A 25,095-nucleotide genomic window follows, 5' to 3' on the forward strand; every position below is an offset into this window, starting at 1 on the left:
ATGACGCCTGACACCCTGATCAGCATCACCGAACGTAACTCCCGCAACGCCGAACTGATGATGCGCACGGCCGAGCAACAACTGTCTGAATTGCTCGGTGAACAACTGGCGCTGGAGCAGGACATCACCCAGCGCCTGAGCAGCATCGCGGCCCTGCACCTGGAACAAGGCGACACGCAGAACGTGCAAGCTGCATTCGCCTTGAAAATGCGCCAACAGTCCCAGGACCTGCTCCACCAGCAACTGCGAGAGGCTGAGCAGGGCGTGGCCCAGGCGCTGGCAGACAAGGAGAAGCTGCAAGCGCGAGCCGACGGTCTTGACCAGCAAGCCCGGCAATCCCTGGAACAAAACCCTGACTATGCCCGTCAGGCCGAGCAACTGGACCTGGCCCAGGCCGCCCACCGCGAGCACATCAGCGGTTATGAAGACCTGCGCCAGGAGTGCGCACTGAAGCGCCCGACCTTCGATACGAACCTGGTTTACATCTACCTGCGCGGACACGCCTTCGGCACCGACCAATATCGGCGCAACCGCCTGAACCGCTGGATGGACAACTGGCTGGCAACCAAGGTGAATTACCTTGCCAACCGCAAGAACGAGCTGAGCCTGATCGCCCTGGGTGAGCGAAACGAAGCCTTGCAGGCCGAGCGCGCCGCCCTGATCAGCACCCTGAGCGAAATCGTCGATGGGCAACTGGCTCAGGCCCGTGACCAGCTCGGCCAGGCGTCACTGCAACCCGAACTCGACGCCCAGCAACGCGTGGTCGACAAAGCCAAGCGCCAGGCCAATGCCGTCCAGGAAAAACTCGCGGCCTACTCGCGCAACGAAGACCCGCATTACCTGCGCGCTCGCCAGTTGCTCACTGACCAGCTGAAAACCCGCAGCATCGGCGAACTGGTCGACCTTGCCAGCCAGACACCGGATGAGAACGACGACCTGATCGTCGAGCAACTGCAAACCCCGCATCTGCGCCTGGTAGCGGTGTTACAGCAACAGGCAGAGGCCCAGGACGCAATCAACCTGCACAAGAGCGGCTACCAGCGCGCCAAAGAGCTGGAGCGCAAAGTGCGCAACGATGCCTTTACCGGCCGCGATGTTTACTTTGACCTGCCGACTGACTTTGAGCGGCTGGTCGCGGGCTATATGGCGAAGGACGTAACACTGGGGCAGGTAGTGGATGCGCTGAGCCAGGGCCTTAAAATCGTGCGCCGCAGCCAGGTAGCTGCGGGCGCAACACGGGGCTATGTCAGTGCATCGATCAGCCCCTTCAGCTACGGCGCCGCCACCGTCGACAACAAAAGCACTAACAGCACGGCCAGTTTTTCATCGTCGGGCAGTACGGGGGGCGGTAACTTCAGGACGACCGACAGCTTCTAATCGGTCGTTGCTAACTGTCAGACAGCGAGGACGTGATTTGCGCAATCGCGTCCTGGTCCATCCCGTCCAGCGTGCGGTAGTGGTTGATGATCAACGTTTCCTTGTCGCTCAACGCATCAGGGTTGATAACCGCCCGCTCCCCCGTCAGCACATAAAGCACGTCCACGCCCTTGCGCCGGATGGCAATCAGGTAATCGGACTTGGGCTTGCGCGCGCCACTTTCGTAATGCACCTGGGCATTGGCGGCCACACCGCCAATGGCGCCGAAGTCCTGTTGAGAGAGCCCCAGGACCTTGCGTTCTTCTTTCAGGCGGGCGCCGAGCCGGTCGTCCATGGCGGGTACCTCAATAAGCGTATTTAACACCCACCATACGCTTATGTTCGGGCCCCGGTGGCATTCATTCGGATGGGTGCCCGGCGGATAATATTCATGAGGGTTCACGTGACGTGGGCAGCCGTGGGACTTACCTTGGCCACCCGCCCCCTTAGCTGATGCAGAGCCTGATGAAGATCGCCATCGTGACCGCCGGCATTATCTGCCTGTCGATGCAACCTGCTGCCCAGGCGAGCGATGGGTTCTACGTCAACCCGCAGTCCACCGCCGCACAGTGGGTGCAGCACAACCCCGATGCGCCCGCCAGCGCAAGGATCCGTTCAGCCATTGCCAATGTGCCCAGCGCTTTGTGGCTGACCGGCACCAGCCAAACTTCAGACACCTTGACCGATCGCATCAACCATTACGTATCGGCCGCCGCCAGCGCCGATAAGGTCCCCATGCTGGTGGCCTACAACTTGCCGCACCGCGACTGCAGCGGGGGCGCGTCGGCCGGTGGCGCAACGGGTGCGCCAGCCTACCGGGCCTGGATCGACCATTTGATCGATGGTATTGGCGACCGACCGGCGGTGGTCATTCTGGAGCCGGACGCGCTGGCCGATATGCAATGCCTGGGCAACGACAAACAATCCGAGCGGCTGGGGCTGCTCAACTACGGCGTGTCAGGGTTCAAGCAGCGTGCGCCCCATGCGGATGTTTATCTGGACGCAGGCAACCCCGGCTGGAAATCCCCGAGTGTCATGGCCGATGCGTTGAATTCCGCCGGCGTAAAACAGGCACATGGGTTTGCGCTGAACATCGCCAATTTCTACACCCTCGCCCAGGTGCGCAGCTACGGTGACGCCATCAATGCCCGGCTGTTAAGCGAATACCGCTATACAAAAGCCATCGCGGTGGACACCAGCCGCAACGGCAACGGTGCGAGCCCTGGCGACTGGTGCAACCCCGCAGGTCGCAGGCTTGGCATTGCCCCCCAGGTGCTTTCGCCCCAGTGGGTTGCCCTATGGATCAAACTCCCGGGTAACTCAGACGGTGCATCGTCACCCAAGACCGATTGCCATGGCGGCCCGGCGGCGGGCACGTTCAGCGCCGAACTGGCACTGCGCCTGATAGATGGAAACTGAGGGTTCCAGGACTATTGAGCCTTGCATCGCCCGGTCTCATTGCCCAGGATAGCGCTCTTCATCTCAAGACCGGCAAAAGGCTACTGCATGAAGCTGTTGCGTAAATGGCGTGAACATCAAGAGCGCAAGGCACTGCGCGCACTTCCCCCACTTGAGCGTGCTACGCAAAAGCTGCGCAATCGCTACCCGACGTATACGTTTGGGGTGGGCACCTACGGTGACTTGAAGGTTCACGACTGGAACGAGGGCACCACGTTGCGCGTAGGTGCTTATACGTCCATTGCCGGCAACGTCGACGTGTTCCTGGGCGGGCACCACCGTACCGACTGGCTGAGTTGCTACCCCTTCCCCGCCAAGATCGAAGAAGTGGCGCACATCACCGACTTCGGCGGCAGCAAAGGTGACGTGGTCATTGGTAATGATTGCTGGATAAGCTCGCAGGCGATCATTCTGTCGGGCGTCACCATCGGCGATGGTGCCGTGGTTGCCGCAGGCTCGGTGGTAACCAAGGACGTGGCGCCTTATGCGATTGTGGGCGGCAACCCGGCCAAGCCCATCCGCTGGCGGTTTGACGAACCCACGCGACGGATACTTGAGCAATCGGCCTGGTGGCATTGGCCGGTTGCAGAAGTACGTGAAGTGGCGCACTTACTGTGCAGTACTGACATACAGCCCTTTGTCGATTATTTGAAGCAGAGGGCCACCCAGGCGAAATAACCATGACGCTTCATGAAGAACGCCCATCGGCAGTCAACCTACCCCGGCGCCACAGAGGGGTCTGGCGTTGGCTGCCCTTTGGGGTTTTGATGGGTTTTATCGCGATAACATCGGTGATGGTGTTGGGGGCACAGCCACCTGAGTGGATGTTTGTGGCGCTCAACGTTGGCTGGGCGGTTGTCGCGTTGGCGCTGCTGGCAAAGCTTTCGGGGGCGTGTTGTACCCAGTGACCCATGGGACTCATCCGATAGAGTTGCGTAGCCTCTTTTAAGCACGATCCTCAATTAACGCCTGCACAGCCACACTGACGAACAAAAGAACCGAAGGAAATAAAATGCGCGCTAGATATGCCTTGATTTTCCTCCTGTTCAGCGGACACGCCTTGTCCGAAAATGGTCCTGACGGGGCATCTCTGGATGAAAATTTCCACTCGTGCACAAACTTGAGTTGTGGCGAATCCATTGTCAGCAAGTTTCACACAGGGCAAAGAGCGCTCACAGGCACAACGGTATATGGAGAGACATTTTATACCGAGACGGGACTTTCAGATGACCACAAAACAATGTTCCCTCCGACGCGCGTGATCTCGGTTTACAATCCCTACACTGGCGAGATACTAAAACCACTGAGTGACTATATACAAACCGACAATGGCATAAAGCTCACCCCGTCAAGCGGCATAAAAAAAGCACCTTTGGGCTTTACCAAAAACATCAGTGACGCCGAGAAAAACAGCTACGGCGTTAGAGTCACGCCGGAATTTCAAAGCTATCAATACGCCGTAACTTATGAAAAAGAAAAAACCTTCAAGCCCCTGTCCTACGGAAACCTTGGAACGTTACGATCCCGAATAGGTAAAGAGCTACTAAAGATAACTTTTTTCGGCGATTCAATTACCCTGGGTGCTAACGCTACCAGTATCTATGCGCCTCCCAACCAACCCGGCTATGCCGAGCTCACCATGGCTTACTTGAACGCAACGTATCCGACACTGTGGGAGTATCGAAACAATTCAGTAGGCGGATTCAGAGCACAAGATGCACTGCCTACTACAAGCTACCGAGTCAACGATAAAGAAAGTGATCTTGTCGTGGTAGCTTTCGGCATGAATGACAGCACCAAATCAAACGCAAAAAAATACAAGGAAAACTTACAAAAAATAATATCCACCATCAGAAGCCAACAACCAGGCGTACCGATACTGCTCGTCAGCAGCATACTGGCCAACCCAGACAGTTCAGCACAAAAATCCGCTTTTTTACCTTCACACTTAAAGGCACTTCGTGAACTGACAGACGAAAACCCCGCCATTGCCTTAGTCGATCTCACCACCACCTGGCAAATGATGCTAAAAAATAAAGAATACAATGACATTACGGGTAACGGACTAAACCACCCTAATGACTTTGGCCATAGAATAATCGCAGAGTCCGTGCTGTCTGCGATTCTCGGTGACGATTACTAGTCAGTGATCGACACCGGCAGCCTTGCCCGAACCGAGAGTTCTATTCAGCGCACAGGTACACAAGCTGCGCGCCCCGCGCTTACTCAGGCTTGGCGTCAGGCACCCACAACGTGCACGACGTCGCGGCCTGGGCGATCAGCCAGTCATGATCACGCTTCGCAAAAGGCCGCGGCATTCCGGCGGAAATCCGCAGTGCCATATTGTAGGCCCCGGTGACTTCGCCTTCACTCGGGGTGGTTTCCCCCAGTTTTGTATTGTTCTTGAGCCCGCCAATGGCGCCATGGAGCGCGAGCGCCTGTTTGAAGGTGTCGGGGCTTTCCTCAAGGATAGAGACCACGATAAACGCGGCATTCGAGCAACGGTCCATCTTTTCCCACTGTTTCAGCTGGGCTTCCCCGGCGAAAACCATCGCCGATGACAGCAGGCCCATAAAACCAATCAAGCAACGCATTGTTCGCATCCTTTCAAATAGTACGTCGTAAAAATTCAGCCAATCCGTATGAGGGCCACACCAAGGGCAGTATATGGAAATCACGCTTCAACGGAAAAAAGGGATTTTTGAAAGCGCCTGTGGCCAAGTGGTAAGGACTCGAAGGTGGGTGTTTTTTTGTGTTTGGTGTGGCGGGATCAGCGCCATTTAACCGCTGGGCGCTTGCGCTTGAGATAGACCAAGCCTACCGATGATAAGCCTTTCGGTAGGTTGTTGGGCTCACCCCCACGATCGAGAAAAAGTGTTGACGCAAAGAGAGGCTTGTACCAAACCCGCAGGTATCAGCGATTGTCTCAATGCTATGGTCGGTCGTTTCGAGGTGCAGTTGGACGGCCTTGATTCGCTCGTTCGTGAGCCACTTGCCAAATGTCGAGCCGGTCAGTTGCTTGAAATGACGGGTGAAACTACGCCTGCTCATCGCCAGCCTCGCCGCGACGTGATCGATTGACAACGGTTGGTTCAGGTTTGCCCGAAGCCAGTCCAATAGCTGGCCGAGACGCTCGTCGCCTGCACCTTGGGGAACGGGCCGGCTGATGAACTGAGCCTGGCCTCCGTCGCGATGGGGGGAGACAAGCAGTTGACGCGCCAACGCATTGGCAACCCCGCGCCCATAGGCACGCCTGACGATATGAATGCAGCAATCGAGCCCCGCAGCCACGCCCGCAGAGGTAAGGATCTGCTCCGCCTCGACATACAGCACTTTTGGGTCCACTTCGATACGAGGGAAATCTCGCGCCAGGTGCGCGGCCCACGCCCAGTGGGTGGTTGCCCGTTTGTCGCACAGCAGGCCCGCATGGGCAAGTACGAACGCTCCCAGGCACAAACCGACCACCAGCGCGCCTCTTGCGTGGGCGGCCTTGAGCGTTTCGAGGAGAGCCTCCGGCGGCGCTTCAGTGGCGTCACGCCAGCTTGGAACGATGACAATATCAGCCCCGGCGACCTGATCCAGGCCATGGTCGCAGTGAATGGCGAAACCGGCGTTCGCCGTCAGCACCCCCTCCTCACCCGCACACACCACCAGTTCGAACCAGGGTGAATCCCCCACCCTGCGGTCTTTACCAAACACGAGGCAGGGCACGGAAAGGTGAAAGGGGCTGATGCGGTTAAAGGCAATGACTGCAACGCTCAAACTTTTTTTCACGGAGGCTGGCCTGCTCAAGATTGGCCCGATTCTAATGAAAAATGGTCTTTGGGCCAATGGTGCCGATTCCAGGATCCGTCCACTCTGATCCCGGCTGCATTTCATCGGGAAATGCGCAGATCAGAGCTCAGGCCTCAATGAACATCGCGACCTTTTGCACGCTGGGAGTACTTATGACAACGCTTTCGCTGACCGGACTGGCCCACGCCGTTGAACCCGCGCCCGCCATTCCCTATACCACCGCATCCAATACCTATCACTGGACCAGTGTGGACGGCGTGAAGGTGTTTTATCGCGAGGCCGGCCCGAAGGACGCCCCCACCCTTGTGCTGCTGCATGGCTACCCGTCGTCGTCGCGCATGTGGGATTCGCTGATACCGCTGCTTGCTGACCGGTATCACGTGATCGCACCCGACTACCCCGGGTTCGGCAGAAGCGACGCGCCCTCCCCCGCGACCTACGCCTACACGTTCGACCATCTGGCCGACACCCTGAGCAAGCTGCTCACGCAACTGCAAATCAATGAATACACCTTGTTCATGCAGGACTATGGCGGCCCGGTGGGTTTTCGGATGATCCTCAACGCGCCGCAAAAACTGCACGGCATCATCATTCAGAATGCCAATAGCTATAACGAAGGCCTGGGTGCCAAATGGGCGAACATCGCCAAGTACTGGAAGGCCCCTGCCGAACATCCTGAGCAAGTCGATGCATTCGTGGGGTATGAGGGCACAAAGCAGCGCCACCTGGGCACGAGCCCAAATCCCGAGCGTTACAACCCTGATGCCTGGGAGGACGAATTCGCTGCATTGTCCCGCCCGGGCCAGCGGGCGATACAGTCGGCGTTGTTGCTGGACTATCAGAACAACGTCGCCTCCTACCCTAAATGGCAGCACTGGCTGAAAGACAACCAGCCGCCGATGTTGGTCATGTGGGGTAAATACGACCCGTCGTTCATTGTGCCGGGGGCCATGCGCTACAAGGATGATGTGCCAGGTGCCGAGGTGCACATCCTGGAGGCGGGGCATTTCGCACTCGACGAAAAAACCGAACAGATCGCCAGCCTCACACGCGTGTTCATGGCGCGGATTACTGCCGGTAAATAATCGGCGCCGGCACTTTCCTGAGCCTAATAAAAAACCCCGTAGACGTTAATCTACGGGGTTTCTAAGAGTGGAGGCCGAGGTCGGAATCGAACCGGCGTAGGCGGATTTGCAATCCGCTGCATAACCATTTTGCTACTCGGCCTCAAACGATCAATGCCTTACAACCGACATTCACCGCATACAAACTTGAGTGGGCTATGTGAAGCTTGCCTCTACTCTATCTCATTGAAAACATTGAAGTTTTTAATGCTTCAGTGCGTTCGATGGGCGCAATTATGTACTCATTTGCCAGGGCTTGCAACCCCTTGATTTCAAAAAATATTCTCTCAAGGGGCGGCGATTCCCGCTGGGCTACCCTACCGTCCGGCTTCCTCCTTGTCACGGATAACCTGCAAATGGTACTGCGGGTCGGCCTTGATCTGCTGTTCGGTAAACGGCAGCGGGCTGAGTTTTTTCTCGGAGAACGCCTGGGTCTGGTCCTTGAAGTATTTCGACGCCGGGTCGCTGGACAGGGAGAACGCCAGCACGCCTTCGGCACGCGGGCCTTTTTCGTCGAACGTGACGATCTGCAAGTAGCTGCTGCCGCTGACCACTTCGCGCTCGCCATCGGCACGGGGCACGCTTTGCATGGCGTTGTACACGCCCAGCTCTTGGGGGCCGCCATGGATCGGTGTTTGTCCCGAGACCTGGATGTCACCCCAGCGGCTGTCGGCGGTCAGCCCTCGTTTGGTAACGTCGGCGGCTGAGGCAAGCATCGCCTCGCGCAGTGCCTTGGCCACCCCTGCCCGTTCAATTGCCAGCCCACGGGGCGTGGTCAGCGGTTGCGCCGGGTCGAAGCCCACCTTCCAAGCGTCGGGTGCCTGCGCCAGTTGCTGCGCGAGGTTGATGAAGTGCACCAGGCCCAGGCCGCTGTCGAGGTTGGCGCGCTGGTCCCAGTTTTTCAGGCTGTCACACACCGATTTCACGGCAGCGTCGGCACCTTCACAGAATTTCAGCAGGTCGGGCATGACCTGGCTGGCGAGGTACACCTGGTTGTCCATGACCATGTTCTGCAAGTCGGCGATTTGGATCGGCTGTTTGTCGAGTGCCTGCAAGCGCTGCAATGCAAAGCGGGCACGCGGACCCAGGCCGATCCTGTCCTGGCTGATGACCGGTGAGAAACCCGTCAGCGGCGCCTTGGGGTTGACCAGCCACGCCGAGTCGTTGGAGTGCTGCACGTAGTCAGTGCGCTCCAGCTGCGGCAGTTGATCGGCCGGGAAGATGCCGGCCTGGGCGGCACGCGGGTCCACGTCCCAGGCGCAGGCGCTGCGGGAGCCGTCGAGCATGATGAACTGCAGGCCGACCCGCGGGTCGCTGCACTGCGCGAGTTTTTTCGCGCTGACGTTGGGCACCACCGACAGGTTCATGTACAGGCTCTGGCCCTGGTCGTCCGCTGCCAGGGTGTTGACCCACGGAATGCCTTGCAGGGTGTGCACCGAGGTTTGCAGTTCCTTGAGGTTTGCGGCGCGGTTCATCGCGTACCACTGTTGCAGCACCCGGTCGTTGCCCAGGTTGGCGTCCCGCAGGCTGAAGGCATATTGGTTGTCCCAGTCCAGCTTGCCCGGCCATTGCACCACCGGGCCGAACTGCGAGCTGTAGACCGTGCGGGACTCGTCCCGGGTGCTGCCGTCGGCGGCTTTCACCGTTACCTTGACGCTGGTTCTATCCATGGGCACGGACTTGCCATCCAGCAGATAGCGGGTCGGGTCCTTCGGGTCCAGGGTCAGGCGGTACAGGGTGAAGTGTTTGGACGTATCAACGGTGTGGGTCCAGGCCACGTGCTGGTTGAAGCCGATATTGATCACCGGCAGGCCCGGCAAGGCGGCGCCCATCACATCCAGCTGGCCGGGAATGGTCAGGTGCATCTCGTAGAAACGCATGCCGCCCACCCACGGAAAATGCGGATTGGCCAGCAGCATGCCGCGACCATTGAACGAACGGTCACGGCCCACTGCCACGGCGTTGCTGCCACGGTCCAGGGCGAAACGCTGCTGGTTGGCAGCGGCGACTTCAAACGCCGTGGCATCCCGTTGAGCGACGGCGTTCGGCGGCGTGGCGCCCACCAAGGCCTCGGCAAACTGCCCGACGCCACCTTCCACCAGCAGCCGACGGGTCAGCTTGACCAGGTCTTCAGCCGTGATCGGCCGTACCCAGGCCGCCTGGCACTGCGCCGGCAAGCCCTGGGCGGTACGCTCCTTGAGGTAACGGTTGTAGCCGGCCACATACCCTTCAATGCGCTGCTGCATCGCTGGGGTTTGGGCCTTCCAGAATGCGGCAACCGCTTCAGGCGTGTTCAACCAGGTGAAGAATACGTCGTTGGTCAGGTTGTTGCGCCCTTCCAGGGTCGCCTGCTCGGGCCCAAAGTACCTGGCGCGCTCGCCGTTGACCGTCACCACTTCGTTGGCCAACAGGCACAGGTTGTCCTGGGCATAAGCGTAACCGATGCCAAATCCCAGCCCGCGCTCATCATTGGCCCGGATATGAGGGACACCAAAACCGGTGCGGCGGATCTCGGCCGAGGCCTGTTGCTCCTGCACCCGCGCCGTGGCCGAAAGACTCAGCCCCAGCAACACCCCCGCCACGCCCACCCTGAACAACCGATTGGAAATAATCACGCAGACTCCACAGCCAAATTAAACACCCCGACGAGTAACAGCTTCGCCAACACCTCAGTTAAGACGTAAATACCGGGAATAATTTAGCAACCACAGGCGTTTATTCGGACAGGTCGGTATGTCTCCTGGGTGTTACCGACAAAATTTCTACATCCCGCGCTTCATGATTTCGGCTGCTCGTACGTCTTATTAACTAAGAGCGCCATCATTTTCCTGATCAGGCTCTGATAAGGAGTTTTTGCATGTACAACCCGCAACTGCCCACGGAAGGACACTCATCCATGCATGACGCAGGTTTCGCCACCGGCAACCAGGCGTTCGGCAAGGCGCCGGAACATGGCAACCAGCGCATCCGTCATTTGCTCAAGTGCTTTGGCCTGCGCACCAGCCTGATCCGGCTGAAGGTCATCGACGCCCTGCTGACCGCCGCCGACAACCAGCGCACCCTTGGGGTACGGGGCGTGCACAGCCACTTGCTGGAACTGGGCATCCCGTTGTCGTTTCTCAGCGTGCGCGAGGTGCTCAAGCGCCTGTGCACCGAAGGCGTGATCACCCTCAACGCCGACAAGAGCTACAGCCTGCACGAGCAGGCTGCCAAAGTCCTGGAAGGCCGGGCCTGACTCAGAGGTTGGGCTTGACCTTGCGGCGCATCACCCCGTTGATCACCACCACGGTCACCGCCACGGCAATGGCGATGTACTGGAACGTTTTTTCACTGATCATCCCGTTGTTCTGCAGGTAGGACAGGCCAAACATCGTCCCCAGCACCACCAGGGAGATCAGAATCGAGTATTTCAAACGTTGCTTTTGGGTCATGACGGGTTCCTGAAGCTAAAAAATTGTATCCACTTTGTATCGACTACCACACCAAGCGCATACCCAGTGGCGGGGATGGAATGGGGTCGGCGGGGTCTCATGTTACAGGCGATGAAAAACTTTGGCTTGTCCAACGCCTGATTGAACCTGTGAGTACCCTAGAGGATTTGGAAATGCTTCGTCGAATCACACTGCTGATTCCCTTGCTGATCATGCTGAGCATGAGTGGCTGCATTATTTTCCCCCACGGCGGTGGCGGGTGGCATGACCATCGCTACTACGGCGGCGGGCCGGGGTATTACCATCGCTGATCGGTCATTCATACAATTGCTGACAACTTGAACACCCTATAAGCGGAGCCATGCTCCCTGTTTCCGACACTCAGCAAGAGCGTCCAGGAAGCAGGGAGGTGTTCCTGACAGGCGCACTCCGAAATGAACGTGCCCACAGGTGTTCACGATGACTTCGACAGTCAGCAACTCCCTATTTGCCTCCACCGCTTATCCGTCATTCTCCCCTGATCCGATCCCCCTTCCTGACACCCCGTCCTACGCTGATGAGGCATTGCAACCCGCAACGGACCTTGAGGATCCAGCGGCTGATGCGCCAGTTTCCTCCCAACCGTTAAACAGCACGGCCCAGGCGCGGACAACGGTGGCACCTTTACAGTCCCATCCCTGGGGTGATTGGGGGGGTGGTTTGTCCTGGCCCATCCCCTTGAGCGCACCTCAACAAAACACCTTGCTGGCGGCCGCCAGTGTGCAGGCCGGCAGCGAGACGATCCTGGAGTATTTGAACAACCCTTTGCCGCTGGCTGACGACGTATCAGACGATCCAGTCAAAACCCTGGAAAGCATCGTCAGGTCCAGCCGTGGCCAAGCGTTGGGAGAGGCGTTGCAAACACAGCTTGAGGGTGTTTCGACCGATAGCAGCGTGAACGATTACACGCTCGCAGCCATCAACCTGATGCTGGACCGGGAATCCATCACCCAGCCCCATCGAAACCACGTGGCCGGCTTTGACCTCGCGCAAAAGCAATATTGGGGCAAACCCACCTCGGAAATTGTCGCCGGGCTGCGCCAGCACCTGACTGACACCGGCAAAACCTCAGCCGCTTACGCCGCCCTGGGCGCTCATCTGTTGCTGATGCGGGCGGCCCCGCAATTGTTGATCAAGGGCATTCCCGACAGCGTGGTATACGGCAGCCAGGCCTGGGCCAACCTGTGCATCGCAGCGGCGGCCATCGAAGCCGAGTCTCCCGGCAGGGTGGCAAACATGACCTTTGCCGAGGTCATGATCACGGCTGACACCAGCAGCACCGCCCCCGAGTCCGCTCAAACAGCCGCGCTGTTGGACTGGGCCGTCGTCAACGGCCTGCTGACGGCGAAAGACGACGCGCTCTACGACAAAGCCGACATTGATAACGCCGTGGAAGCGTTCAATTTCCAATTGGACAAACTGAAACACGCATCCAGCCTGCTGAACGCCCCCATACCCACCCGTAAGCAAATTGCGCTGGACCTGCTCAAGGAAAAATTTGGCGAAGGTGTTTCTTTTGAGTCGAAGGTTTTTTTCGAGCCCCATAGAACGAACGACCGAATGTTCCGGCCTCGGGGCCCTTACTCGATGCTGGACTTCACCCTGCAGGGCGAGAAAATACGGGCATCAGACTGGCGGGTCATACAGGGCGCGCACGGCGTCGACCTTGGGGCCTTTGCGGCCTTCACCCAAGGCCCGGATTTCAACGTCGCGGACACGTTCGACAAAGCAATCACGCAGACAATAAGTGATTATAAAACCGTCAAAAAATATTCCATCCTGAAGACCCTTGTCGACTTTTTCCCAGCAGACAAAAACAACCTGCTAAAGGGCGAATTGAAGTTCTATAAAGAAAACTCGTACAGGGTCAGCTTAATCCCCTTCGTTGGAGACACACTGTTCCATACGAGCGAAAAAATACGGGTCACCACGAACACACAGGGCGTCCCATCCACCTATGAGTTCGACACCGGAAACAATACCCTCAAAAAAATAAACAACGACATCATCACGCGCCCGGACCAAACCGTTTCCAATGAAGTCACCCGAATAGAAGAGTTCTTCAGCTTCGACGCCAAGCGGGAGTACGTAAAACAGGAGAACCCACTCGAAGCCTCTAACCCCAACCTGTTCCAAAACGAACGGGCGCACTACCTCGCAGACTCGATCGTCGAGGCCCTCAACCCCGAATCCATAAGGCAGCACGCCACCGGAAGTACCCCGGACGAGCAAAGACGGAGGGTTGAAAAGACCCTCGGCAATTTTTTTCTCGATCTGATTCCCCTCCGGTCGGCCATCGTCAACTTGCGTAATGGCAACTATAAAGACGGGCTCACCGACCTGGCATTTGATGCCTTCGGCTTCCTGACTGCGGGGGTGGGCGTTGCCGCAACGGGCGCAAAGGTACTGGGCACTGCAGGCACCGCCGTGAACAAGGCGCTCAAGCTAAGCAAGATTTTCGGGGTTGCCGCCCTCGGCGAACTCAACCCCCTGAGCGGCCTTGGTGACTGGGTGACAGGCGCCGCAAAGCTCGCCCTCAACACCACAAGCGCCGCCGGCCCAGGCTTGAAAACACTCAAGGGCACAGCCAGCCCCACTGAGCTTATCGCAGCCGGCAACCGCTATGAGGCGGCCGCCACCGGTACATTCAAGGTGGGTGAACGGACGGTCGAAGGCAGCGCAGTGCAGCTTGACGGCAAATGGTATGCCTTTGACGCGCACAAAGGCCAAGCGTACGGCAGCCCCCTCCAGGTGTTCGACCCGGCCGACACCCTGGGGCCCTCCCCGAATGCCTATGCCTCCCTGAGCCGTGGCGCTCACCGGTTTAACCCGATAACCACCATCAGTCGTCCACCGCGTGTCAGGAAGCCATTACCCGTCGGTCCCTATGCGGAAAGCATGAAAGGGAAACTGGAGATCGACCATTTCAAGCCAGACACCCGCCAGGCAACCCTGGACAAGTTTCAGGCCGAGATGAAGGATTATTACGATGCAGTCAACGCAGGCGGCCTTCCTCCTCGCCCTCAGATCCCCAACGTTCCCGTCCCGCTCCCGGCGGCCGACCTGATCACAGAAGCGCTTAAAGCGTCAAACGGCGTGGTATTTGGAGAGTTTCACTCACAGATGGCCAGCTTCAAGCTGCTCTACGACAACGTCACCACGCTGAGGAACCAAGGCGTAAAAAAGGTCTACTTCGAGGGCTATATCGACATGCCAGGTGGCGCCAGGGACGACGGTATTGGCATGCTGGGAACAACCGGCGTTCCTCGTACCCACCCGACGCTGGCAGAACTCAAGCACCGACTGAACGCTGAGGGCATAGAACTATTGCCCATTGATCACTATTACCTGACCCGCCACAAACATGAAAAGTCCCGCGGCATCACCCAGTCAGGGGTCAACTCCGAACAGCGGCTAAAGGAGTTCAACTACTATGCCGCCGAAACCATCCAGGCCACGTCCGGCACCGAAAAGTGGGTTGCACTGGTGGGGCATGCCCACATGAACACCTCCGAAGGCGTCCCCGGCCTGGCGGAACTGACGGAAGGCATCGGCATCGGAATTTTTAACGACAAGAACAGGACCCACGGCAGTATCGGGCTTAAAGCAAAAAGCCATATCCCAGACCCGAACAAACCACTGCAACCCAACGACCTGCCCGGCGACCTGCAGATCTACGTCAAGCCCTGAGTCCATCGCCAGGGCCCGAAGAACCTCCGGGCCCTGGCGAGAGGGGCCCTACCCCCCATGCACCCAACGCTGGTGCAACCACCGCGCAAACGCATCCAGGGCAAAGCCCAGCAAGCCAATCAGCAGCACCATCGCCATCAGCTCCGAGTAGGCCAGCCGGTCACGGGTGTCGAGGATGTAATAGCCCAGCCCTGCGCTGACCCCAAGCATTTCGCACGGCACCAGCACAATCCACAGAATGCCGATGGCCAGGCGCACGCCGGTCAGCACGTGCCCCATCACCCCGGGAATAATCACCCGGCGCAAGGTTTCCCAGCGCGTGGCGCTCAGGCTTTTGCTCAGTTGCAGCCAGCGTGGGTCAAGCTGGCGTACGCCCGCCGCCGTATTCAGCAAAATCGGCCACACCGCCGCAAACGCCAGCAGGAAGTAGATCGGCTGGTCGCCCACGCCCATCAACATCACCACGATAGGCATCCATGACAGCGGCGAGATCATCCGCAAAAACTGGAAGGCCGGCGTGGTCGCCGCCTCCAGCTTGCGCGAACTGCCCACCAGCAAGCCCAGCGGCACGCCAATCAGCAACGCGAGAAACAGCCCGACGAAGATTCGCTTCAGGCTCACGGCGATGTTCAGGTACAGCTCGCTGCGCCCCAGCAATTCCCACAGGCTCGCGAAGGTCGCCGACAGTGAAAACCGTGCAGACAAACCGTCTGCACTGCCAAACACCTTGACCCCCAACCACCAGAGCACCAACAAGCCAGCCAGCCCGCTCAAGCCGAGCAGCCAGCCCGGCAACCCCAAGGTTTTGCCGTTGTTCAAACGCCAATCTCCTCGTGCCGCTCAAAGCCTTCCGGCAAGCCGAAGGTCTTCATGCCGCCTACCGCCGCGATCGCATTACGCACGAAGCGGTCGTCCACCAGGTCTTTGGCGACGAAGGCCGGATCCAGGTCGGCGAGGAATTTCTTGTCGCCCTCGATCAGCGTGTCTTTCAGGCGGCGCACCAGTTCTTCGGTGTAGCTGGGGAACGGGTACGGTTGGAAATCGATGCGGTGCTCGTCCCAGTTGGCGTGCTGGATCGCGCCGTCGGCGAGGTAGGCTGCACGGTCGCTGGCCGCTGGAGCCAGGACTTTACGCAGCACCGGCTCGGCGTGCGGGGTGTAGCGGTTTTCGCCGTCTTTGGACAGCAGCTTCACCGCCTCTTCGCGGTTGTCGCGGGTCCAGACCTGGGCCTTGACGATGGCATTCACCACCTTCTGCGACCATTCCGGGCGGTTCGTCAGGTCGTGCTCGTGCATGAACACCACGCAGCACGCGTGGTTGCGCCACACGTCGCCGGTAAAGCGCTGCACGCGGCCTACGTTGAGGTTTTCGGCCAGGGCGTTGAACGGCTCGGCAACGATGTAGCCGTCAATGCGCTTGCTGGCCAGGGCCGGCGGCATGTCGGAAGGCGGCAACACGATCAGGTTGACTTCATTGGCGGCAATCGCGCTGCCGGCGGCACGCGCCACCGGGGTCAGGCCGTTGTCGCGGAACAACTGCTGCACCACCACGTTGTGGATCGAGTACCAGAAAGGAATGGCCACCGACTTGCCGCCCAATTGCTTCACGTCGGTAATGCCCGGGGACACGGTCAAACCCGAGCCGCCCACATGGTTCCAGGCCACAACCTTGGCCGGCACCTTGCTGCCATAGCGTGCCCACACGGTCATCGGCGACAGCAAGTGAATCACGTTGACCTGGCCCGAGATAAACGCCTCGATCACCTGGGCCCAACTGCGCAACAGCACCGGGCGTTCGGCCTTGATGCCTTCGGCTTCGAACAGGCCATTGTTGTGGGCCACCAGCAGCGGCGTGGCATCGGTGATCGGCAAGTAGCCGATGCGTACCGGCGCGTCCGGCTCACTGGCCGCCCGGGCCTGCAAACTGCTGAGCAGTGGCAAGGCCCCGGCGGCACTGAGCACGGCCGAGAGTTTGAGAAAGTCACGGCGCGAGTGAGTGAGGTCATCCAGACACATGGCAAGGCTCCAGCAGTTCAGTGGGTTGGGGGTTAGTGCGGCTCGCCTGCCGTAGGGTTTTGAGAATCTCGATGCGCAGGGTGCCGATGGCTTCGACCTGTTCTTCCCGCGGTTGCGGCAGGTCGATGCGCCATTCACCGAGGGTCCGCGCCGGGCGGTTACCCAGTAGCAGAATCCGGTCGCTCAGCAGCAGCGCTTCGTCGATGTCGTGGGTAATCAGCACCGCCGCCGAGCCTTGCTCACGATTGACCTTGAGCAGCAGGTGCTGCATGTCGGCGCGGGTCACTTCGTCCAGGGCGCCGAAGGGTTCGTCCAGCAGCAACACTTGTGGCTGGCGCGCCAGGCAGCGGGCCAACGCGGTGCGCTGGGCCATGCCGCCGGACAGCGCCGCCGGGAATTGCTGGCGGGCGTGTTCCAGGCCGACGGCGTGGATCGCGTGGTCGACCCGCTGGCGTCGCACCTCAGGGCTGAGGTGCGGCTGGCGGGCAAAGTCCAGGCCAAACGCGACGTTCTTTTCCAGGCTCAGCCACGGCAGCAGGCTGGGGTCCTGGAACGCCACGGCCACCCGCGGATGCGGGCCGTTCAACGGCTCGCCCAGCAGGCTGATGGTGCCGCCCTGGGGCGCCTGCAAACCGGCGAGCACCCGCAACAGGCTGGACTTGCCAACCCCGCTGGGGCCGAGGATCGACACCACTTCACCCGGTTGCAGTTGCAGGTCAAAACCTTCCAGCACCGGGGTGCCCGCGTACCCCAGGCAAATCCCCTGGGCATGCAATACCGCCTGGCTCATAGATTGGCCTGACGGTTCAACTCGGTGCGCAGTTGCACCAGGCTCGGGGTCACGATCGGCACGAACGCCGACTCGCGCCAGCGCCGGGCAAAGCCGCTGCCGTGGGCGGTCAGGTAGGCCTTGCCGCCGCTGGCTTGCAGCTCAAGTTGCACGGCGCTGGCGGCGATTTCCGCGAGGGCAATGCGCAGGCGGAACAACGGCACCGGCTCGGTACCGAAGCGGCCACTCAGCAGGCCTTTCTTGAGGTCGTTGACTGCCTGTTCCAGGGAGGTACGCAGCACTTCCAGTTCTTCGCGCAATACGGTGCGGCTGGAGCCCAAGTGGTTGGCCACCTCGGCCAGCGAACGCCGGGCCAGGCCGATGGACATGCCGCACTGCAAACCGAGAAACGCCGGGCGTACCGCCGGCAAAAACTTGCGGGCGTCTTCATGCAGCAGCCAGTCGCGACTCAGCTCCACGGCTTCAAAGCCAAGGGCCGCGGTGTTGCTCGACTGCAGCCCCAACAGCTCCAGGTCACGGGAGCGTTGCAGGCCGCTCACCGAATCGGGAATCGCCAGGATAAACGGCGCGCCGCCCTGGGCATGCTCGATGGCGGCGGCTACCACAAACCCGTTCTTGCGCAGGTTGGTCACCCAGTGCAGGCGGCCATTGAGGTTCCAGCCGTCATCGGTGGGCTCGGCGCTGATCTGCAACGACTCGATGCCCGACAGAAACTTCATCGCATTGGACAACCCGGTGGCCCCGGCGAGCTTGCCGCTCAGCAGGTCCGGCAGCAGTTGCTCGCGCAGGCGCTGGTTCGGGCTTTGCAGCAGGTACTCGATAAATGAGCGTTGGCCCCAGCACACAAACGCCGACGCCAGGGAATGGCTGGCCACATCGGCGATGGCCTCCACTGCGCCGGTGACATCACCGCCCAGGCCACCGAGGTCCTTGGGCACACCGATACGTAATACATTGGCCTCTGCCAGCCGTGGCAGCACTTCCTGCGGATCGCAACTGCCCACATCCAGGGCCTGCGCTTGAACATCGAGCCAACGGCTCAAGATTGGGTCAAGCATTCATGTTTCTCCTTGTTACAGCGTGTTGACCATCGCGAACGCTTGCGCGCTTTCAGCTTGCCGGTTTTTCCCAACGGTATTGCGCCAGCTCCGGGTTCAGCGGAGTGCGGGCAAACACGTTGGCGAAGTTGCACAGGGTGGCCAGGCTGACCCCCAGAATAACCTCAAGCGCATGACCGTCGGTGTAGCCTGCGGCACGGAACGCGGTGTAGCCGGCGTCGCTGACATCACCGCGGGTGGCGATGACTTCGCGGGTGAACGCGGCCAGTGTCTCATAACGCGCGTTGGGCAACTCACCGCGCTGGCGCAGGGCGTCGATCACGTCTTCCGGCAGCTTGGCCTTGTTGCGCGCTACGGCAGTGTGCCCGGCAACACAGAAATCGCAACCGTGGTTCGTGGCAGCAATCAATTGCACCACTTCACGGTCGGCCAGGCTCAGGTCGGACTTGGCGTTCAGCCCGGACACGGTGATGTAGGTTTCCAGGGCCGCCGGGGCATTGGCCAGTACCGCCAGCAGGTTGGGGATGAACCCGGACCCTTTCAGGGCATTTTCGAGAAAGGGCTTGGCCGCTTCAGGGGCGGTTTCCAGGGTGAGCATCGGTACGCGGGACATGGAGTGGTCTCCTCATGGATTCGTGTACCAAGTCTGTTGGTTATAAAAAATCCGCTCAATAGTCTAAAGTAGCGATTACTTGCTCTTGAGTCTTTCCATTAGATGAATTCGTCCAGTTCCCTCGTCGATTGGTTATTAGATAGCCTCGAACTCAACACCAGCCTGTTTCATGTGGGGCGTTACTGCGGCGACTGGCGTGCCAGCACCCATGGCCTGGCGAGCGCAAGTTTTCATCTGGTGGTGCAAGGGCAATGCTGGCTGCACATCGACGACGATCCAACGCCCCATGCGCTGAACAATGGCGATGCGGTGTTCCTGCTGCGTGACCTGGCGTATCGCCTCTCAGGCAACGCCACCGCCGCCGGCGCCCAGGAGTGCCCGCGCAAGCCGATGCTGCCGCTGGACAGCCAGGCCACCGACGGCGTGGGCCTGGTGTGCGGGTTCTTTCATTTCCAGTCCGGGCTGTCGGCGATGATTGTCGACACCCTGCCCGCGTGGATCATCCTGCGGGCCGGCGACCCTTCGCTGACCGCCGCACGCAACCTGTTCGAACTGATCCTGCAAGAATGCGAACGCACCCCGGCGCCCTCGCCCGCGCTGCTGGAGCGCCTGTGCCACCTGCTGTTTCTGTATGTGCTGCGCCAACAGGTGCTGGACAACGCCGACCTCGGCGGCCTCGCGGCCCTGGCTCGGCAACCGGCCTTTGCCCGCCTGCTGGAACAGTTGATCGCACGCCCCGCCGATCCCTGGACCCTGGAAAGCATGGCGGCCTGCACCGGCTTGTCGCGCTCGGCGTTTTTCAAGCGTTTCGTCGAGCTGTGCGGCCAGTCGCCGGGGCACGTGCTGCTGATGATGCGCGTGCGCCACGCTTGCCAATTGTTCAAGCAGGACCAGACGGTGGCGGACGTGTCCCTGGCCGTGGGTTATCAGTCGGTGGCGGCCTTTACCCGTGCCTTCCATAAAATCACCGGGTTCCAGCCCGGCGCCTATCGCAAGGCTCAAGGCTGACGCTGCAGCCCGTTGCCCGGCCGGGCGCATAGCTCCACCAGCCAATCGACAAAGACCCGCACCCGTTGGGACAACTGGCGGTGCGGCGGGTACAGCGCCGTCAGCGGCAAGGGGGGCGGCCGCAACTGCGTCAGCACCTCCACCAGTGTGCCCGCTTCCAGTTGGCGAACGGCGTGGTAGTAAGGCGTCTGCACCAACCCATAACCCGCCTCACAGGCCGCCAGGTAACCGTCAGCGCTGTTGACCGCCACCTGTTTGGCCAGGTCCACCAACCGTATATCCTTGCCGATCTGGAACTCCAGGCCATAACGTTTGCCGCTGGTGCTGGAAAAGTACTCGACCACTTGATGGCCGGCCAGCTCATCCAGGGTCGACGGCATGCCGAATTGCTGCACGTAACCGGGGCTGGCGCAGGTCACCTGATCCATCATCGCCAGGGGCCGGGCCACCAGTGACTCGTCCAGCGCCAGGCCACCGCGCAGCACGCAATCCACGCCTTCGCGGATCAGGTCCACCGGGCGGTCGTTGAGGCCGATTTCCAGGTCGATCTGCGGGTAACGGGTGGTGAACTCGGGCAGCGCCGGAATCACCAGGAAACGCCCGATGCCCGACGGCATATCAATGCGCAAGGTGCCGCGCGGGTTGCGCCGGCTGGTGGAGAACACCGCCTCGGTTTCCTCCAGGTCTGCCAACAGCCTCACGCAGCGCTGATAATAGGCGGCCCCGTCCAGGGTCGGGCTGACCTGGCGCGTGGTGCGCTGCAACAGCTGCACCCCAAGGTGCGCCTCCAGTTGCTTGATCAGGATCGTCACCGAGGCCCGCGGCAGTTGCAGGCTGTCGGCGGCCTTGGCAAAACCGCCCAGTTCAACGATCCGCACGAACACACGCATGGCATTAAAACGGTCCACAGGCCGGCTTCCTTCGGGGATTATTTAGAATTTCATAATAGTGATAGTGGTTTTAGCCGGTTTATCCCGCTTTTGTCGAGGATAACAATGGAGTCCTTCCCCACACAGGAGCTGGACCCATGCACACTCGTCAACTCGGTAAAAACGGCCCTCAGGTTTCCGCCATCGGCCTCGGCTGCATGGGCATGACCGATTTCTACACCACGGGCACCGACACCACCGAAGCCGTGGCGACCTTGCACCGCGCCCTGGAGCTGGGAATCAACCTGCTGGACACCGCCGACATGTACGGCCCCCACACCAACGAAGCGCTGATCGGCAAGGCCATCGCCGGCAAGCGCGACCAGGTGTTCCTCGCCAGCAAGTTCGGCATCGTGCGTGACCCGTCGAACCCAACGATACGCGGCGTGAATGGCCGCCCGGAATACATTCGGGATGCCATCGACGGCACCTTGAAACGCCTGGGGGTGGAAACCCTCGACCTGTACTACCAGCACCGCATCGACCCCGACGTGGCGATTGAAGAAACCGTGGGCGCCATGGCCGAGCTGGTCAAGCAAGGCAAGGTGCGTTACCTGGGCTTGAGTGAAGCCTCGGCGGCCACCCTGGAATGCGCGCACAAGGTGCACCCCATCAGCGCCCTGCAAAGCGAATATTCGCTGTGGAGCCGCGACCAGGAAGACAACGGTTGCCTGGCCGCCTGCCAACGCCTGGGGATCGCATTTGTGCCTTACAGCCCATTGGGCCGGGGTTTCCTGACCGGCGCCCTGAAGAGCCCGGACGATTTTGCGGCGGACGACTACCGCCGGTTCAGCCCGCGGTTCCAGGGCGAGAACTTTGCGAAAAACCTGCTGCTGGTGAAACAGGTGCAAGCCCTGGCCGCCGACAAGGGTGTGACCGCCGGCCAGTTGGCGCTGGCCTGGGTGTTGGCCCAAGGGGATTACCTGATTCCGATTCCGGGCACCAAGCAACGCAAGTACCTGGAAGAGAACGTCGCCGCGCTGGAGGTCAAGCTGAGCCCCGCCGAACTGGCGGCGCTGGAGGCGATCTTCCCGGCCAATGCAACGGCCGGGTTGCGTTATCCGGAAGCCGTCATGCAGATGCTGGACAAATAGCCCTTCTCAAGGGTGCTTGCGAAAGTCCGACAGGATGAAGGGGGTATGCGCTCTCAGCCAGGTATCCACCTCATCCAGCGACCGCAGCAGCCCACTCTGGGACTCAGCACTGTTTCGGGTGATGCTGACGGTATAGCCGTCGGCGTCCTGGTGCAGGGTGCCGGTGCACTTGAGCGTTTGGCCGTCGTCCTCGGTAAACGCGGTGGCGGTCAATGGCGCGAGGGTCAGCGCCTGCGTGGTGCGCGCCTGGAGGGCCCTGCGTTTGGCGGCAAGCTCCCTGGCAACGACCACACCGCCAATCGTGACTGCCACGTATAACAGCACCATGTAGTTGTTGTGGGTGCCTCTGCGCGTGTGGTGTTCAATGCTCAGCCAATTCACCACCTGATAGATGATTTCGTCCATGTTTTACTGTGGGATCCGTCGCCGATTCAGACCTGCATCAAACACGCCCGCGTCTCAAAATAGAAGCCTTGCACAGGTTTTTTTTACTCGCGCCACTTTCTTGTACGAGGGTACCTAAAGCTCGCCCTTCCCAAGCCGATAGCCCTTCGAAGCTCTAACAAAGCCGCGTCGACAATAAACGCTTCGTAAGGACGACCCCATGCCCTCATTGCGCTCTATCCAAGCCCGTTACACCGTGTTTCTGGTGCTGTTCGTCCTGTTGTTATTCGTGTTGACGGTTGTGGGCATCGGACAGTTAGTGGCGCCCACGCTGCGCCACACCGAAGAGCAGGTCGTGCTCAATCGCATTGCCGAAGTGGCCGAGCAGATCCAGGGCGAGCTGAACAAGGTTCAGGCCCAGCAACGCACCATCACCCAAACCATCCCGCTGCTGGACAGCGATGCCATCGACAAGGTGCTGCCAGGCCTGGTGGACCAGTACGGTGAGTTAAAAGTGTTCGGCGGCGGCATCTGGCCGCTGCCCAACCAGCGTACGCCGGGGCGCAATAAACACAGCACGTTCTGGCACCGCGATGCCTCGGGCAAGCTGGCGGTCAATACGTTCTGGAACAGCGACGCAGCCCCCAACTATTACGACCAGAGCTGGTACAAGGGCGGTCTCGCCTCGCCGCGCGGCCAGTGCGCCTGGGCAGCCGCCTACAAGGATGACGCCAGCCAGGAGCCTCGCACCAACTGCGCCATGGCGATCCAGCGTGACGGCGCGGCGTACGGCGTCGCCACCATCGACGTGACCCTGGGTTTCTTCAATGACCTGGTGGCCAGCAAGGAAAAAGACCTCGGCGCGCAAATGCTGATCGTCGAAGCCGACGGCAAGATCATCAGCAACAGCACGCGCATCAGCGGCCCGATCGTGTTGAAAAACATCAGCGAACTGGCCGGCACCTCCGCCTTCGCCGCCCAGGTCAGCGCCGGCCTGGCCCATCGCGATCAAAACCTGCAACGCAGTGAGTTCGATAACCAGGGCGTGGCCAGCACCTTCTTCATGCGCCCGATCCAGGGCACACCGTGGTTCCTCGCCACCGCACTGCCGACCTCGCTGATCACCGCCCAGCGTGATGACGTGCTCGGCACCCTGGCCATGTTGCAAATCCCGATGATTCTGCTGTTGGTGCTGTTGCAGGTGTACGCCATCCGCCAGTTGATGCAACGGATGACCGCGCTGAAGACCAATATCGACGCGCTGTCCAACGGCGATGCCGACCTGACCCGGCGCATCACCATCCGCGCCGAGGATGAATTGGGGGCGATTGGCCATTCGGTGAACCGCTTTATCGTCTACCTGCAAAACATGATCGGTGAAGTGACCCAGGCCACCGGCGCCATGTCGTCGAGCCTGGCGCAGTTGCAACAGACGTCGGCCCAGACCAACCAGATTTTGGTGCGCCATGCCTCGGAAACCGACCAGACCGTCACCGCCATCACCGAGATGAGCTCCACCGCCGATACCGTGGCCGAGAATGCCGCCGAAACCGCCGCGTTCACTCAGCGCGCCAACGAGCACGCCGACCGCTCACGGGTGGTCGTCGGGGAAGCCTCCCGCAGCGTCAGCGCGTTGATCGGTGAAGTCTCCAGCGCCACCCACACCGTGGAAAACATGCGCCAGGATGCCGCCCGTATCACCGAAACCCTCGGGGTGATCGGCGCCATCGCCGGCCAGACCAACCTGCTGGCCCTCAATGCGGCCATCGAAGCGGCCCGGGCCGGCGAACAGGGCCGGGGGTTTGCGGTGGTGGCCGACGAAGTCCGCGCCCTCGCCGCCCGCACCCAGGCCAGCACCTCGCAGATCAACGAAATGCTCGCGCGCCTGACCACGGGCGTGAGTTCCTCGGTGACGGCCATGGAAGCCACCCAGGCCAGCTGCCAGTCTGCCGCGGACGCTACCGCACGGGTTAACACGGGGCTGGACGAGATGGCCGGCTCCGTCAGCCATATCAACAACCTCAGCACGCAGATCGCTACGGCTGCCGAACAACAAAGCGCGGTGACCGAGGAAATCAACCGCAGCATGGTGCACATCCGCCACATGGTCGAAGAGCTGGTACAAAGCGGCCACGCCACGGAACACAACACCCAGAGCCTGCTGGACGCGAATGGCCGGGTCATTGCGTTGATGGGACGGTTCAAGGTGCGTTGAAAAAATAGCCTGAAAGCTCCCGTGCAATGCGCGGGA

General features: G+C 60.3%; 23 protein-coding genes and 1 tRNA gene. 11 read left to right on the forward strand and 13 right to left on the reverse strand.

Annotation, left to right across the window (positions count from 1 at the left end):
* On the forward strand, window positions 1-1,377 hold the full coding sequence (locus HX855_RS11435) for a hypothetical protein (RefSeq protein WP_177085305.1): 1,377 nt from the start codon (window positions 1-3) through the stop codon (window positions 1,375-1,377).
* Between the two features lie 10 nt (window positions 1,378-1,387).
* Here HX855_RS11435 and HX855_RS11440 read toward each other — a convergent pair whose 3' ends face one another.
* The gene (locus HX855_RS11440; protein ID WP_177085307.1) at window positions 1,388-1,711 is read right to left on the reverse strand and encodes a helix-turn-helix domain-containing protein; all 324 of its coding nucleotides are present in this window, start codon (window positions 1,709-1,711) and stop codon (window positions 1,388-1,390) included.
* Between the two features lie 170 nt (window positions 1,712-1,881).
* Here HX855_RS11440 and HX855_RS11445 point away from each other — a divergent pair, with 170 nt between their 5' ends.
* The 3 genes from HX855_RS11445 (at window position 1,882) to HX855_RS11455 (ending at window position 5,017) form a co-directional block, all read left to right on the forward strand.
* A complete protein-coding gene (locus HX855_RS11445) occupies window positions 1,882-2,835 on the forward strand; it encodes a glycoside hydrolase family 6 protein (RefSeq protein ID WP_256352986.1) in 954 nt (317 codons plus the stop codon).
* Between the two features lie 87 nt (window positions 2,836-2,922).
* Window positions 2,923-3,552 (forward strand): CatB-related O-acetyltransferase, encoded by a 630-nt coding sequence (locus tag HX855_RS11450; protein WP_177085309.1) that lies wholly within the window; start codon window positions 2,923-2,925, stop codon window positions 3,550-3,552.
* Window positions 3,553-3,886: 334 nt separating this feature from the next.
* Window positions 3,887-5,017: an SGNH/GDSL hydrolase family protein gene (locus HX855_RS11455; RefSeq protein ID WP_177085311.1), complete on the forward strand. Its 1,131-nt coding sequence runs from the start codon at window positions 3,887-3,889 to the stop codon at window positions 5,015-5,017.
* 79 nt (window positions 5,018-5,096) lie between these two features.
* Here HX855_RS11455 and HX855_RS11460 read toward each other — a convergent pair whose 3' ends face one another.
* Complete coding sequence (locus tag HX855_RS11460) at window positions 5,097-5,468, reverse strand: hypothetical protein (RefSeq protein ID WP_256352987.1); 372 nt, start codon at window positions 5,466-5,468, stop codon at window positions 5,097-5,099.
* A gap of 223 nt (window positions 5,469-5,691) precedes the next feature.
* Window positions 5,692-6,636 (reverse strand): GlxA family transcriptional regulator, encoded by a 945-nt coding sequence (locus HX855_RS11465; RefSeq protein ID WP_177085679.1) that lies wholly within the window; start codon window positions 6,634-6,636, stop codon window positions 5,692-5,694.
* Between the two features lie 185 nt (window positions 6,637-6,821).
* On the opposite strand from HX855_RS11465, the gene HX855_RS11470 reads away from it, so the two are divergent.
* Complete coding sequence (locus HX855_RS11470) at window positions 6,822-7,754, forward strand: alpha/beta fold hydrolase (protein WP_256352988.1); 933 nt, start codon at window positions 6,822-6,824, stop codon at window positions 7,752-7,754.
* A 68-nt stretch (window positions 7,755-7,822) separates the two neighbouring features.
* Here HX855_RS11470 and HX855_RS11475 read toward each other — a convergent pair.
* Window positions 7,823-7,896 (reverse strand) — tRNA-Cys (locus tag HX855_RS11475).
* 214 nt (window positions 7,897-8,110) lie between these two features.
* A complete protein-coding gene (locus tag HX855_RS11480; RefSeq protein ID WP_177085313.1) occupies window positions 8,111-10,408 on the reverse strand; it encodes an acylase in 2,298 nt (765 codons plus the stop codon).
* A gap of 242 nt (window positions 10,409-10,650) precedes the next feature.
* On the opposite strand from HX855_RS11480, the gene HX855_RS11485 reads away from it, so the two are divergent.
* Window positions 10,651-11,028 (forward strand): fe2+ zn2+ uptake regulation protein, encoded by a 378-nt coding sequence (locus HX855_RS11485; RefSeq protein WP_177085315.1) that lies wholly within the window; start codon window positions 10,651-10,653, stop codon window positions 11,026-11,028.
* A 1-nt stretch (window position 11,029) separates the two neighbouring features.
* Here HX855_RS11485 and HX855_RS11490 read toward each other — a convergent pair whose 3' ends face one another.
* Complete coding sequence (locus tag HX855_RS11490) at window positions 11,030-11,224, reverse strand: hypothetical protein (protein WP_177085316.1); 195 nt, start codon at window positions 11,222-11,224, stop codon at window positions 11,030-11,032.
* A gap of 173 nt (window positions 11,225-11,397) precedes the next feature.
* On the opposite strand from HX855_RS11490, the gene HX855_RS11495 reads away from it, so the two are divergent.
* Together HX855_RS11495 and HX855_RS11500 are read left to right on the forward strand one after the other, a co-directional pair.
* Window positions 11,398-11,535: a hypothetical protein gene (locus tag HX855_RS11495; protein ID WP_177085317.1), complete on the forward strand. Its 138-nt coding sequence runs from the start codon at window positions 11,398-11,400 to the stop codon at window positions 11,533-11,535.
* 148 nt (window positions 11,536-11,683) lie between these two features.
* Entirely contained in the window at window positions 11,684-14,953 is a 3,270-nt protein-coding gene (locus HX855_RS11500) for a membrane-targeted effector domain-containing toxin (RefSeq protein WP_256352989.1), read from the forward strand.
* A 48-nt stretch (window positions 14,954-15,001) separates the two neighbouring features.
* On the opposite strand, the gene HX855_RS11505 is transcribed toward HX855_RS11500, so the two are convergent.
* The 5 genes from HX855_RS11505 to HX855_RS11525 are packed head-to-tail and all read right to left on the reverse strand — an operon-like array spanning window position 15,002 to window position 19,429.
* Complete coding sequence (locus HX855_RS11505; protein WP_177085681.1) at window positions 15,002-15,754, reverse strand: ABC transporter permease; 753 nt, start codon at window positions 15,752-15,754, stop codon at window positions 15,002-15,004.
* Between the two features lie 14 nt (window positions 15,755-15,768).
* On the reverse strand, window positions 15,769-16,968 hold the full coding sequence (locus HX855_RS11510; protein ID WP_063030691.1) for an ABC transporter substrate-binding protein: 1,200 nt from the start codon (window positions 16,966-16,968) through the stop codon (window positions 15,769-15,771).
* Window positions 16,955-17,758 (reverse strand): ABC transporter ATP-binding protein, encoded by an 804-nt coding sequence (locus tag HX855_RS11515; RefSeq protein WP_177085318.1) that lies wholly within the window; start codon window positions 17,756-17,758, stop codon window positions 16,955-16,957. Before HX855_RS11515 ends, HX855_RS11510 begins: the two co-directional genes overlap by 14 nt.
* On the reverse strand, window positions 17,755-18,816 hold the full coding sequence (locus HX855_RS11520) for an acyl-CoA dehydrogenase family protein (RefSeq protein ID WP_177085319.1): 1,062 nt from the start codon (window positions 18,814-18,816) through the stop codon (window positions 17,755-17,757). Before HX855_RS11520 ends, HX855_RS11515 begins: the two co-directional genes overlap by 4 nt.
* Window positions 18,817-18,868: 52 nt before the next feature.
* The gene (locus HX855_RS11525) at window positions 18,869-19,429 is read right to left on the reverse strand and encodes a carboxymuconolactone decarboxylase family protein (protein ID WP_177085320.1); all 561 of its coding nucleotides are present in this window, start codon (window positions 19,427-19,429) and stop codon (window positions 18,869-18,871) included.
* 102 nt (window positions 19,430-19,531) lie between these two features.
* Here HX855_RS11525 and HX855_RS11530 point away from each other — a divergent pair, with 102 nt between their 5' ends.
* Entirely contained in the window at window positions 19,532-20,437 is a 906-nt protein-coding gene (locus HX855_RS11530; protein ID WP_177085321.1) for an AraC family transcriptional regulator, read from the forward strand.
* On the opposite strand, the gene HX855_RS11535 is transcribed toward HX855_RS11530, so the two are convergent.
* On the reverse strand, window positions 20,428-21,345 hold the full coding sequence (locus tag HX855_RS11535; protein ID WP_177085322.1) for a LysR family transcriptional regulator: 918 nt from the start codon (window positions 21,343-21,345) through the stop codon (window positions 20,428-20,430). The genes HX855_RS11530 and HX855_RS11535 overlap by 10 nt on opposite strands.
* Before the next feature lie 119 nt (window positions 21,346-21,464).
* Between HX855_RS11535 and HX855_RS11540 the strand changes: the two genes are divergently transcribed.
* Window positions 21,465-22,460, forward strand: a complete 996-nt coding sequence (locus HX855_RS11540) for an aldo/keto reductase (protein ID WP_177085324.1) — start codon at window positions 21,465-21,467, stop codon at window positions 22,458-22,460.
* A gap of 6 nt (window positions 22,461-22,466) precedes the next feature.
* Here HX855_RS11540 and HX855_RS11545 read toward each other — a convergent pair whose 3' ends face one another.
* Window positions 22,467-22,865, reverse strand: a complete 399-nt coding sequence (locus tag HX855_RS11545) for a hypothetical protein (RefSeq protein ID WP_177085326.1) — start codon at window positions 22,863-22,865, stop codon at window positions 22,467-22,469.
* Window positions 22,866-23,064: 199 nt separating this feature from the next.
* On the opposite strand from HX855_RS11545, the gene HX855_RS11550 reads away from it, so the two are divergent.
* Window positions 23,065-25,059 carry a methyl-accepting chemotaxis protein gene (locus HX855_RS11550; protein WP_177085327.1) on the forward strand — a complete coding sequence of 665 codons (1,995 nt, stop codon included), beginning with the start codon at window positions 23,065-23,067 and terminating at the stop codon, window positions 25,057-25,059.
* The last annotated feature ends 36 nt before the right edge of the window (window positions 25,060-25,095 follow it).

This window comes from Pseudomonas sp. IPO3778 (assembly GCF_013386825.1).
In the GTDB taxonomy this organism is placed as follows: domain Bacteria; phylum Pseudomonadota; class Gammaproteobacteria; order Pseudomonadales; family Pseudomonadaceae; genus Aquipseudomonas.